At 41.0% G+C, this 12,785-nt stretch carries 12 protein-coding genes; 1 reads left to right on the forward strand and 11 read right to left on the reverse strand.

Annotated elements, in window-relative coordinates:
- Positions 1–272: 272 nt before the first annotated feature.
- From CSV80_RS01465 to CSV80_RS01475, 3 genes are all read right to left on the reverse strand, one after another.
- The gene (locus tag CSV80_RS01465; RefSeq protein WP_099669312.1) at positions 273–1,028 is read right to left on the reverse strand and encodes an exodeoxyribonuclease III; all 756 of its coding nucleotides are present in this window, start codon (positions 1,026–1,028) and stop codon (positions 273–275) included.
- 20 nt (positions 1,029–1,048) lie between these two features.
- Positions 1,049–1,960 (reverse strand): pseudouridine-5'-phosphate glycosidase, encoded by a 912-nt coding sequence (locus CSV80_RS01470; protein ID WP_099669313.1) that lies wholly within the window; start codon positions 1,958–1,960, stop codon positions 1,049–1,051.
- Positions 1,961–2,024: 64 nt separating this feature from the next.
- Positions 2,025–3,149 (reverse strand): NAD(P)/FAD-dependent oxidoreductase, encoded by a 1,125-nt coding sequence (locus tag CSV80_RS01475; protein ID WP_099669314.1) that lies wholly within the window; start codon positions 3,147–3,149, stop codon positions 2,025–2,027.
- Positions 3,150–3,278: 129 nt separating this feature from the next.
- Here CSV80_RS01475 and CSV80_RS01480 point away from each other — a divergent pair, with 129 nt between their 5' ends.
- Positions 3,279–4,379, forward strand: coding sequence for a branched-chain amino acid aminotransferase (locus tag CSV80_RS01480; protein WP_369802796.1), 1,101 nt, complete (start codon positions 3,279–3,281; stop codon positions 4,377–4,379).
- A 50-nt stretch (positions 4,380–4,429) separates the two neighbouring features.
- Here CSV80_RS01480 and CSV80_RS01485 read toward each other — a convergent pair whose 3' ends face one another.
- The 8 genes from CSV80_RS01485 to yhbH all read right to left on the reverse strand — a co-directional run bounded on the left by CSV80_RS01485 (position 4,430) and on the right by yhbH (position 12,573).
- Positions 4,430–5,227 (reverse strand): ABC transporter ATP-binding protein, encoded by a 798-nt coding sequence (locus CSV80_RS01485; protein WP_029053102.1) that lies wholly within the window; start codon positions 5,225–5,227, stop codon positions 4,430–4,432.
- Positions 5,202–6,245 (reverse strand): ABC transporter permease, encoded by a 1,044-nt coding sequence (locus tag CSV80_RS01490; protein WP_099669316.1) that lies wholly within the window; start codon positions 6,243–6,245, stop codon positions 5,202–5,204. Before CSV80_RS01490 ends, CSV80_RS01485 begins: the two co-directional genes overlap by 26 nt.
- Positions 6,246–6,268: 23 nt before the next feature.
- Positions 6,269–7,279 carry an ABC transporter substrate-binding protein gene (locus CSV80_RS01495; protein WP_099669317.1) on the reverse strand — a complete coding sequence of 337 codons (1,011 nt, stop codon included), beginning with the start codon at positions 7,277–7,279 and terminating at the stop codon, positions 6,269–6,271.
- 243 nt (positions 7,280–7,522) lie between these two features.
- Positions 7,523–8,272, reverse strand: a complete 750-nt coding sequence (locus CSV80_RS01500) for an amino acid ABC transporter ATP-binding protein (protein WP_029053105.1) — start codon at positions 8,270–8,272, stop codon at positions 7,523–7,525.
- Positions 8,273–8,284: 12 nt separating this feature from the next.
- Positions 8,285–8,944: an amino acid ABC transporter permease gene (locus CSV80_RS01505; RefSeq protein ID WP_029053106.1), complete on the reverse strand. Its 660-nt coding sequence runs from the start codon at positions 8,942–8,944 to the stop codon at positions 8,285–8,287.
- Between the two features lie 109 nt (positions 8,945–9,053).
- Complete coding sequence (locus tag CSV80_RS01510) at positions 9,054–9,857, reverse strand: amino acid ABC transporter substrate-binding protein (RefSeq protein WP_099669318.1); 804 nt, start codon at positions 9,855–9,857, stop codon at positions 9,054–9,056.
- 167 nt (positions 9,858–10,024) lie between these two features.
- On the reverse strand, positions 10,025–11,422 hold the full coding sequence (locus CSV80_RS01515) for a SpoVR family protein (protein WP_099669319.1): 1,398 nt from the start codon (positions 11,420–11,422) through the stop codon (positions 10,025–10,027).
- On the reverse strand, positions 11,413–12,573 hold the full coding sequence (yhbH, locus tag CSV80_RS01520; protein ID WP_029053109.1) for a sporulation protein YhbH: 1,161 nt from the start codon (positions 12,571–12,573) through the stop codon (positions 11,413–11,415). The genes CSV80_RS01515 and yhbH overlap by 10 nt, the downstream gene beginning before the upstream one ends.
- Between the last annotated feature and the right edge of the window lie 212 nt (positions 12,574–12,785).

Raw genomic sequence — 12,785 nt, forward strand, 5'->3', positions numbered from 1 at the left:
TCCGAAAGGCACGCTTTCCGAGGGGCGTGGCTTGAGCCGCTTCCTTCGCTTTGCTCCGTCCAGGGTCTCAAGACGCACGCTGATCCCTCAGGAGTCGGCCTTTCTCCGTTCCGGTACACTCTGATACTCTAAAAAAATATTTACTGATAAGAACAGAAAAAAAGCGTAAAGGACTCATTCCCCCTTACGTTTTTTCTGTTCTGTCCCAACCTCTTTTTTTTCAGCTATGGTATCTTAACTGAATAGGTTAACTCGAGAGGTACTTGCTCTCATTATATTTCTAATTCTGTAGAAATCGGACAATGATCACTGCCCATGATTTCTGAATGAATGGCTGTTGTTTGCAGGGCTGACTGGAGACGCTTTGAAATAATAATGTAATCGATACGCCAGCCGATATTTCGTGCCCGTACATCGCGCATATAAGACCACCATGTATAGTTCTCTTTAAGATCCGGATTCATAAAGCGAAACGTATCAATGAATCCAGCGTCTAACAACCGCGTCATTTTCCCGCGTTCTTCATTCGTAAATCCTGAATTGCCAATATTGGATTTAACGTTACGAATATCAATTTCTTCATGTGCTACGTTCAGGTCACCGCAATAGATAACTGGCTTGATAGCATCTAGAGACTGTAAGTGCTCGAGTAATTCATCTTCCCATGCCAGTCGAAATGATAATCGCGCTAAGTCCCGTTGTGAATTGGGCGTATAACAATTGACGACAAAAAACTCTTCAAATTCCAGCGTCAGCACTCGGCCTTCTGATTCGTGATCTAGATCATTCAATCCATAGCGTACAGAAAGAGGTGTTTTCTTCGTAAACACTGCCGTACCGGAATAGCCTTTTTTCTCAGCATAGTTCCAATAGGATTCATACCCATCGAAAGAAAGATCGATTTGTCCTTCTTGACATTTGATCTCCTGGACACAGAAAATATCTGCCTGAACTTGTTCAAAAAAGTCACTGAAACCTTTTTTCACACATGCTCTAATACCGTTCACGTTCCAAGATACTACTTTCAATTCTACACAACCTATCTCTATTAATTACCGTTAAAACTCACTGCCAATTTTGCGGCAAGTTCAGCGTTTGACTTTACCAGTGCAATATTGGCTTCCAAACTTTTGCCACCTGTCATTTCCTGAACTCTTTTTAACATATGTGGCGTGAGATTCTTTCCACTAATACCCATTTCTTCAGCTTCTTTAAGTGCATCTGAAACCAATCCATCCATATACTCTTGATCCATGGCATATTCTTCAGGGATTGGATTGGCAATAATCGCACTACCTTCCAAGCCTAGATTCCATTTAACACGTAACATCTCTGCCATCATGTCGATTTCATCTACTCGATAATCTACAGGATGTGCACTGTTTCTTGTATAAAAGGCAGGGCATATATCTGTCTGATACCCTATCACCGGCACACCTTTCGTTTCCAAATACTCGAGTGTTTTCCCAAGATCCAAAATGGATTTCGCTCCCGAACAAACAACCGCTACACTTGTGCGTGCGAATTCTTCAAGATCGGCAGAAATATCCATCGTCTGTTCCACGCCCCTGTGCACACCGCCAATGGCCCCAGTCGTGAACACACGGATTCTCGCCAAGTCGGCAAAGAACATCGATGCAGCAACCGTCGTGGCACCCGGTTTTTTAGTAGCAATTAAGTAACTTATGTCGCGCCTAGATGCTTTAATAACCCCCTTGCTATCTCCAAATCGTTCCAACTCTTCATCAGTTAGCCCGATTTTTATTTTACCGTCCATAATCGCAATGGTTGCGGGAACCGCTCCATGATCCCGCACAATCTGCTGAACTTCACGTGCGGCTTTCACATTTTCAGGATACGGCATGCCATACGTAATAATTGTAGATTCCAATGCGACTAGCGGCTTGCCGTATTTCATCGCTTCTTTAACTTCTTCCGAATACGAAACATATCTTCTCATTATGAATCTTCCCCTTTACCGTTCAATCGCTATATATTCATAATAGTCATTATACGCACTTTATTCAATGTTCACAGGCAATTATTTGATCAATAGAGTAGCTTTCCAAATCCCATCCAGTCTCATGGTCAAGCACTAACTGGGATAATAGCTTGCCGAGAAGAGGTCCTACTGTTAAACCAGATGAACCAAGACCATTGGCAATCCAAACCTGCGGGTGATCAGGCAGCTGACCAATTACGGGCATAAAATTCGGTGTATGTGGACGGATGCCCACACGAACCTCAGCCAATTCCGCCTTATTCAGTGCAGGTGCAACGGGTAGAACATTTGATAATACTTCCAATATCCCACCAGCTGTCGGTTGAATATCAAAATCATCTGTATCTTCGTGTGTTGCACCCGCCACGAATCTACCATCTTGGAACGGTACCAGGTACTGAGTGCTCGGTGGCATGATGACGGGCCACTCACCTGACGTAATATGCTTGGATTGTAAATGAAGTATTTGCGCTTTCTGTCCTGCTACTTGTAGCTTCTTACCTAATGGTTCTGTAAAATCACTAGCCCATGCACCTCCCGCTACGACGATTTGATCTCCTTCAATAATTTGTCCATCCACAACAACACCACAGACTTTTCCTTCTTTTATGTACGGTGTAGCGGAGCCATTAATACTTTGCACACCACGTGTAACTGCCACACGTTTCAACGCATCAAGTAGTTGTTCGCCTTCGACTTTGGCTGCGCCAGAAATACGGACAGCTGAGTATTCATCAGATAACTCTGGAAAATAACTAGCCACCTGCTCTGGAGATAGTAATTCCACTTCTCCGATCTCGGGAGCGTGTTCTTTTCTTTTATTCAATAACTCGACTTTCTTCTCTAAACGAATTAAATCGGTATGAATCGCCAAGGCACCAACTTTCTTGTATCCTGTTTCCAGCTCGCCCTGCTCTTCCAATGAACGAATGAATTCGGGATAATAGGCAGCTCCAGCTGACGCTAATGCATACCAAGCTTTATTACGGCGCTGAGATGCCCATGGACAAATAATGCCTGCTGCAGCTTTTGTGGCCTGTCCCGGCTCCTGTCTATCGATTAGCACGACTTCTGCATGTTGCGTAGACAAATGATAAGCAGCGGAAGCACCAACGATTCCAGCGCCTACAATCACTATTTTTTTCATGAAAATTTGCTCCTTTATACAATAGTTTTGAATATCGACAAACTTTCTACTTTATTTTTTCTGAAAAAGCAGTATAATTACATTATTCGGAAGTAAAGTTTCGGAATATTCTATATCTTAAGGGGTTTGATGATTATGACGAGATTACCTATGCAAATTCAACTTGCACAAAATAAAAAAGAAAAGCCAGATCCTAGCACTTTAGTTTTCGGGAAATCATTTACAGACCACATGCTCATTATAGACTATGAGGAAGGCAAAGGTTGGCATAATCATCGCATTACTCCTTACGCTCCTTTAACACTCGATCCCGCTGCAATCGTTTTGCATTACGGACAAACGGTTTTTGAAGGAATGAAGGCGTATCGTTCTGAGGAAGGAACGATTCGTTTGTTCCGACCCGATCAAAATATGAAGCGCCTGAATTACTCACTTGACCGTCTATGTATGCCACGGATTGATGAAGAGAACGCATTGTACGCACTGAATCAGTTGCTGCAAATCGAGCAGGATTGGATTCCTACACTAGAAGGAACCTCATTATATATCCGCCCATTTGTCATTGCAACAGAAGCATTCCTAGGTGTAGCCCCAGCGAAGAGTTATCAGTTCTACATGATTCTGTCCCCTGTTGGCTCGTACTACAAGGAGGGAATTCATCCAGTAAAGATTCTCGTAGAAAATGAATTCGTCCGCGCTGCAAAAGGCGGAACGGGTAGCGCTAAAACTGCCGGTAACTACGCATCCGCTTTAAAGGCGCAAGAGACAGCAGACAAACAAGGCTACTCCCAAGTTTTATGGCTCGATAGCGTCGAGCGTAAATATGTCGAAGAAGTTGGTAGTATGAATATCTTCTTCAAAATCAATGGTGAAGTCGTGACACCCGCAATCAACGGTAGCATTCTCGAAGGTATTACACGAAAATCTATCTTGCAGTTGCTACGACACTGGAATATGCCAGTAGCAGAGCGTCAAATCTCGATGGATGAAATTCGATCTGTCTATGAAAGCGGAGAACTGGAAGAAGTATTCGGCACAGGTACAGCTGCTGTTATTTCCCCCGTCGGTGAACTAAATTGGGATGGTTATAAAATGATTATCGCTAACGGCGAAACAGGCGAACTATCCACTCGTCTTTATAACACGTTAACGAATATCCAAACAGGTAAAGAAAAAGATCCATTTGATTGGGTATACGAAATCAAGAAACATATAGCAAAGCTTGCCTAAGCCGACGAAAAATCCCCTGTTTTCCATAACCGGAAAACAGGGGATTTTGTTTATACAGAAAGTAAAGCTGCATCGCTAGTAAGTTGTTCTCCACGAATGCGTTGGAATTCATCCATCAATTTCGCAATCGTCAAGTGCTGTTTCTGCTCTTCTTCCACCTCTAGAATGATTTGTCCTTTATCCATCATAATCAAACGATTACCAAGATCGAGCGCCTGTTGCATGTTATGCGTTACCATCAACGTCGTCAGTTGATCTTTCTCAACTAAACGTTTCGTTAAATCGGTGATCAGCTCCGCGCGAGACGGATCAAGTGCAGCCGTATGCTCGTCCAACAACAATATAGAAGGCTGCGTAAAAGTTGCCATCAACAATGACAACGCTTGACGCTCACCACCTGACAGTAATCCTACATTCGCTGTCATACGATTTTCGAGATTTAAGTGCAAAGTTTCAAGCGATGTGCGGAATAAATCTTTCCGTTTCTTATCTACTCCGCGATGCAATGAACGACGACGGTTGCGAGAATACGCCATCGCCAAATTCTCCTCAATTGTCATAGTAGGTGCTGTACCTGACATTGGATCTTGGAATACTCGCCCAATCATTTTAGAACGTTTGAATTCTGCTAAACGTGTGACGTCCTTGTTATCGATATAAATAGAACCAAAATCCGGTGTCAATGCACCTGATATCATATTCATCATAGTGGATTTTCCTGCACCGTTACTTCCGATTACAGTAACGAAGTCACCCGGTTGTAAATGCAAGTTAATCTGGTCGAGCGCTACTTTTTCATCCGGAGTCGATTCATTAAATATTTTATTGACTTGATCCAGCTTCAACAACGCTATGACCTCCTTGTGATGACTTCATCGCCATTCGTTTAGCTTGTCTTTTCGCTTTACGTGCCTTTTCCCGTCTCTTTTCGAGAATCTGCGGAATAATCAATGCCGCGATGACGATGACTGCAGTGATCAATTTCATATCACCTGAATCGAGAATTTTCACGCGTAGTGATAGACCGAGTACGATACGATAGATGACTGCACCGATAACTACTGCTAGTGTGGTGCGGAAAATAGTTTTCGTTCCGAAGATTGCTTCACCGATAATAACAGAAGCCAACCCGATAATGATCATACCTATTCCCATGCCGTTATCTGCAAATTTTCCATACTGTGCAATTAACGAACCTGCGAAAGCTACCAACGCGTTAGAAATTCCTAATCCAAGAATAACGAGAGTATCTGTATTGGCAGAGAAACTGCGAATCATTTTTTTATTATCGCCAGTTGCACGGATAGCCAAACCAACTTCGGTTTGCAAGAACCAGTCCGCAATGAATTTAATGATCACCACGACTAGAATCATCAAAACTACTGTTCCCCAAGTCGATGGTAAATGCTCTAAGCCTAGTCCTGCTAAGAAGCCATTTATTGTTTCATCAATTCCAAGATTACTCCAGAAACCTTGGAACTTACTGAAAATCGTTTCTGAATTTAAAAGCGGAATATTTGGACGGCCTACTGAGTTTTCAGAAGTCAGTCCCATTATCCGAAGGTTTATCGAGTAAAGAGCTATCATCATGAGAATTCCGGATAGAAGTGGATTGATTTTTCCTTTGGTATGTAATAAACCCGTTATACACCCAGCAAAAAAGCCGACCAAGATCGCGGTAAGTGTTGCAACAAGTGGATGATAGTCAAATACAATCATCGTAGCCGCTACTGCTGCACCTGTCACAAAACTTCCGTCCACTGTTAAATCTGGAAAATCAAGCACCCGGAATGTTAGATACACTCCGAGTGCCATGATCGCATAGATGATACCCTGCTCAACTGAGCCAAATACAGCTGAAAACATGCAAGATCATCTCCTAGTTTTATTTATTTTGCAATCTCTGCATTCCAATCATCTTGAATCTTTAAGCCGATTGCGTTTGCAGTCTCTTCATTCATCACTAACTTTAAGTTCTGTGGTAATTGAACAGGTAATGATTCAGGCGTTTCTTCACCCTTTAGAATCTTTACTGCCATTTCACCCGCTTCATAGCCGATATCGTAGTACTCAAAGCCGTATGCTCCAAGTCCACCACGTTTCACAGAATCGAATTCACCAACCATCATCGGAATCTTATTGTCGTTTGCAACAGAGATGACTGATTCCAGTGCGGATACTACTGTGTTATCCGTGATGATATAGAATGAATCTACTGAACCGATTAATGATTCAGCTGCTTGTTTCACATCTGCTGAAGTCGCAACTGACGCTTCAACCACTTCCATATCCATATCTGCTAAAATTTCTTTCACATGATCCACTTGTAAGCGAGAGTTTTGCTCTCCTGAGTTGAAGATCATTCCAACTTTTTTCGCACCTACGTTTTCTTTCAAGAATTTCATTGTGTTCGGAATTGCATCCGGATGATTGTCGGTTGTTCCAGTAACATTTCCACCTGGCTCTTCATTAGATGCAACAAGTTCTGCAGCTACTGCATCTGTAACAGACGTAAAGATGATTGGAATATCTTGTGTCGCACTAGCTGCTGCCTGTGCACTTGGTGTAGAGTTAGCAAATATTAAATCTACGCCTGCGCCTGCCAAGTTGTTCGCAATTGTTGAATTGGAGCTATTATCATTTTGTGCATTTTGTTTATCATATTCTACATTCAATCCTGCATCTTCAATCGCCTTTTGGAACCCTTCAAACGCCGCATCCAAAGATGGGTGTTCAACAATTTGTGTAACACCAATTGTATATTTTTCTTCAGTGCTTGCTTTGTCATCATTTTTATCATCTGCTGCCGGATCAGATGACTCCTCTTTCCCACTACAAGCAGCTAGAATGAGCACGATACTGAATAGTGCAGCTACATAAGTCACCCAACGTTTCTTCATGTAAATCCCCCTCAACTATTATCTATTACCCGTTCGACATATTCTGAAAGGGTAATAATTATACGTAATCGTACCCTTTACAAAGTTATTCGTCAATGTATTATTCAATATTTTTCGTTAATTCTCACAAGTTAATGAACTATTAGATGAAATCTTTCATATATTACAATATTTTAGTTGGAAATTGTGCAATTTATATAAAAAAAAGCGATGCGAGTATTACATTCGCATCACTATTTTTAGTTATTTACTTAACTCGTAATTCAGGAATCTCTTTGTGCGTATTTCTTTCGGTGATTTGATTACTTCATCTGGAGTACCTGATTCGACGATCATTCCATCGTCCATGAAAATCACATGATTTGCGACATTACTTGCAAATTCCATTTCATGCGTCACCACAATCATCGTCATATGCTCTTCCGCAAGATTTCTCATTACTTGCAATACTTCTTTCGTCAATTGCGGATCCAAAGCGGAAGTCGGTTCATCGAATAATAATATATCCGGATCCATCATTAACGCTCTCGCAATTGCTACACGTTGTTTCTGGCCACCCGATAGTCTAGAAGGTAATTCATCTGCTTTTGAAGCCAATCCGACCTTTTCAAGTAACTCAATACTTCTATGCCCATAATCGCCAGCTTTTTCTTTCTTCACAAGTTTCGGTGCTAGTTCCAAGTTCTGCTTTACAGTTAAATGAGGAAATAGGTTAAATTGTTGAAATACCATCCCCATTTTAGAATTGATTGTTTTACTATCGGCAGGATTTGTGTATATACCATCTTTCACAAGGTAATCCCCGTCAACTCTAATACTTCCGCCACCAACTTGCTCCAATTGAATCAAACTTCTTAACATCGTACTTTTTCCAGAACCCGAAGGTCCGATAATTGCCATTACATCATTTTTTTGAACATCAAACGATATATCCTTTAATACTTCCAATGGACCGAATGATTTCTGTAAGTTGCGTACTTCAATGAAAGACATAGTTTTCTCTCCTCAATCGTATTGCAGCTTTCTCTCTAAATACTTGAACACCACAGTCAATCCGAATGCTATTAGCAGGTAGATTCCCGCTGCAATGAAGAACGGAATGATTGTAAAGTCCCTGTTCACGACTGTTTGCGCATAGTGCAGCAGTTCAGGAACAGCTACCGCATATAAAAGCGCCGTATCTTTTACTAAAGATACCGATTCATTTGCAATAGGTGGTAGCGTTACACGAAACATCTGCGGCAAGATAACTCGCACAGTCGTTTGCCATTTCGATAAGCCGAGTACTTGAGAAGCCTCATATTGCCCTTTATCGATAGAGAGCAATCCACCGCGGAATATTTCAGCAAAATACGCAGAATAGTTCAAAATGAATGCTATTGTAGCGGCGACAAAACGGTCAAAAACTAAATACTCACCAATTACCGGCAGAAGTGGTAAACCAAATACAAAGAACAATAGCTGTAATAACAAAGGGGTCCCACGCATGACGTATATAAAGGTCTGCGCCAAATAAGAAATTGGTTTAATACTACTTCTTACGGCAAGTGTCAGCAAGAATCCGAGTGGAATGGATGAGACAATCGCTATTACAAATAATAGGACAGTCGCTTTAGCTCCTTCCAACATAGGAATCAGCATGGACATAAAATATTCATAACTCATTAGTAAATTCCTCCAAAAAACCATTCAAGGTTTTATGTACTTCTCTTACAATACAAATACCAACGGAAGTCAGAATAGCAACTTCCGTTGATATCATTTATTCTACTACTCAGCGAAGAACTTTGTCTTCTCCGAACCATTCTGTGGAGATTTCAGCGGAAGTACCATCTTCATTCATAGTATCCAACGCCTTTTGAAGTTTTTCAAGCAATTTTTCATTACCTTTCTTCACTCCAACGCCATACTCTTCGACTGCCAATGATCCGTCAAGTTTCGTAAAGACGCCTTCTTCAGTTGTCATATAGTAATCAATGACGACTTCATCAAGTACAACTGCATCTAGACGACCTGTTTTTAAATCTGTTAACGCTAGAACATTGTCCGCAAATTCTGTAATATTCTTTATTTTTTCATGGATTGGGTGGCTCTCTAGTGCTGGTCCAGCAGATGATAATGCTTGCACGCCTACCGTTTTTCCATCTAGATCTTCAATTGCTTTCACATCAGAATCTACTAACGTCACGACAACTTGATTATTATCCAAATAAGGCTTCGTGAATAACACTTTCTCTTGACGCTCTTTTGTGATTGTATAGCCGTTCCAAATTAAATCGATTCGTCCACTGCTAAGTTCTGTTTCTTTCGTCTTCCAATCGATTGGTTGGAATTTTGCCGTAGCCCCCATATGCTCAGCCGCTGCTGTTGCCATGTCAATATCGAAACCGACTAAATTGTTTTTATCGTCACGAAATCCCATGGGTGCAAATTTGTCATCTACACCGATGATGATTTCCTTCGTTCCTTCTTTACCTGTGTTCGCTGTAGATTTTTCCCCGTCAGAAGACTTGTCCGAACATCCGGTCAACACTAGGAATAATGCTGCAAATAATAAAGCGATAGTCGTCTTTTTCAATGATTTTCCTCTTTTCTCTACTCTTTAGTACGTTAATGAGTTAGTATACTATAAAAATAACATTAGATGCACGAAATGAAAAGTAGCAAAGTGAAAAAACTGAAGGCAATCTCCATATTACTGGAGTTGTCTTCAGTCCAAAAATAAGCTGTGTCTATTGTCTTTCGTTATTTACTTCTCCTAAACACTTTGTGTCCATCGTATGAAAAGACTAGAGGTTTATTCTCGAGTACCGTTTCGATATGCACAATACGTCCCCAGAGTTGATGGATATGGGGTAGAACATGTTCCAAATACAGCAAATCAAGTTCAGTGTCTTCGTAACGGTGAATAAGATACAGTTCACCATTACGCATGTAGTCACCATCGTCTACTACTATATAAGGAAAGCCACCGTTCACTCGCTGTCCAATTAGTTGATTCCGAACAGCGTCGGTCTGTTTGTCAGAAACTTTGTATTGGTCTTCCTGCTTTTGAAATACGTACAGATCCTCTTGTTTGATCAGATCATCCGTCAAGTAATTGCGGATGAAGGATGTGTCATTTTCAATTTCACGTGCTTCGAATATTTTTTCCCGTCCTGTCATCGCTTCCTCGCCACGTCCACTAGCTTCTTTAGCCAGTATGTCATAACGTTTCTCTATATCTTCATACATTTTAACACCGAGATAATATGGATTAATTGAGGTCTTGGAAGGCTGCAGCACGCTGGCATTAAGTTTTGCGAACTCAATTGTCTCAGAAGGTGTTAAATCCATTTGGCGGAGGATGGTTTGATGCCAATAAGATGCCCAACCTTCATTCATAATTTTTGTCTCTAGCTGCGGCCAGAAATAGAGCATTTCCTCACGCAACATCGTCAAGATGTCTGCTTGCCATTCCGTTAGATTGCGACTGTTTTCAAGAATAAACAATAAGATATCTTTTTCCGGTTCTTTCGGATTCTTTTGGTGCATTTCAATCGCTTGCTGTCCAGGAATTGTTCGTTGATCTAGATCCCATAAATCTTCGTATGCGGATCTTCGAGGTGGTCGGACAATAGAAGGTGACGGAATAATGTCCCGCATTATACTAGGATCCACATGTTCTTGAATGGCTAATACCGCATCAAGAAATGTTTCCACACATTTCTTACCATAGCGTACCTCATAGTCTACAATCCGTTCCGCTGTAGCTGCCATGCTTTCCACCATGTCTTTACGCGTCTTGGAGAAATAGATATTATTTTTGAAGAAATCACAATGCGCCAACACATGCGCGATGATTAATTTATTTTGAATCAAACTATTTGTATTCAATAAAAATGCATAACACGGATTTGAATTTATCACTAACTCATAAATCTTGCTCAATCCGATATCATATTGCAGCTTCATCTTATGAAATTGTTTACCAAAACTCCAATGTGTGAAGCGTGTAGGCATTCCATAGGCACCAAACGTATACAGTATGTCTGCCGGGCAAATCTCATAACGCATCTGATAAAAATCGAGTCCAAATCCACTGGCAATCTCCGTAATCTCATCAATTGCATAAGATAGTGCCTGTTGATCAGTCAGCGTAATCCCTCCGTTCGCTTTTCGAAGAACTTCTTGAGAGCAAAGTAGACATCGCGATTTTTTTGCAAAATATAATAATTGAATTTGGGATGTTCAATTGATTTATACGCAGACATCAACGTAGACATTCTACGATGTTCATTGACTTCGGCATATCCAAACATGTTCGATATCGCCAATAATTCATCCACGTGTTCTAAGCATTTCTTATTATCACTCGTCATATTCTCTCCGTCCGAAAAATGTACTGGATAGATATTATAACTAGTTGGTGGATAGAATTCTTTAATAACTTCTAGCGCTTTACTGTAAGCAGATGAACACCTAGTTCCACCACTTTCTCCTTTGTTGAAGAAATTTTCCTCTGACACTACTTTCGCTTCCGTATGATGCGCAATGAACTCAATTTCTACCGTTTCATACTTTGTCCGTAAAAACTTCGTCATCCAAAAGAAGAAACTTCGTGCCATATACTTCTCAAATTTCCCCATCGAACCACTCGTGTCCATCATGGCGATGACAACGGCTTTTGATTGTGGTTTTTCCACAGGATTCCATGTTTTAAAGCGTAGATCATCTTCCAGAATCGGTGCGACCTCGGCTTTCCCATTCATCGCATTACGTTTAATGGCAGATAATAGAGTTCGTTTTTTATCAATATTACCGATTAACCCCTTTTTACGGATGTCCGTGAAATCAATGTTTTCAATCGTTGTTACGGATTGCTCTTTTTGTTCCAAGTCTGGTAGTTCCAATTCTTTAAAGAACATCTCTTCCAACTCTTCAATCGAGACTTCTGTTTCATAGATATCCTGCCCTGGCTGATCACCTGCTTCTTTTCCTTTGCCTGGTTGTGCCTTCTTCTCTCCTTGCGCCACAACGTCTCCTACTGCACTATCCCCTTCACCTTGACCAACGTGCTTGGACTTTTCGTGGTTGTAGCGAATTTTAAATTCATCTAATGAGCGAATTGGTATTTTGACCATGTCTTTTCCATTTGAAAGTATAATATTTTCTTCACTAATTAAGTCGGGTAAGTTACTTTTTAACACTTCGTTTATTTTGTCTAAGTGGCGTTGCTGGTCCTGGTGGCCTTTGCGATGGAGAGACCAATTTTCTTCAGTGACAACGAATCGACTTTTCTGGTTTTCTTCCACTCGTATCCCCGCCTATCTTTCGAACAATTTGTTTCCTTATCATATGCGATAGCTGATTGAATATTGACAAAACGGTAACAAAACTAAAAAGAGACCTCATGATTTGAGGTCTCTTGTTTTTGAATTTGAACTAAAATAAGTTACATCACAATACTAGTGCACATTGCATAACTACGTAGAAAATGCCTTACCTAGGCGGGAGTTGCAATCTC

Origin of the sequence: Sporosarcina sp. P12(2017), from assembly GCF_002743035.1 — a bacterium.
Taxonomy (GTDB): domain Bacteria; phylum Bacillota; class Bacilli; order Bacillales_A; family Planococcaceae; genus Sporosarcina; species Sporosarcina ureae.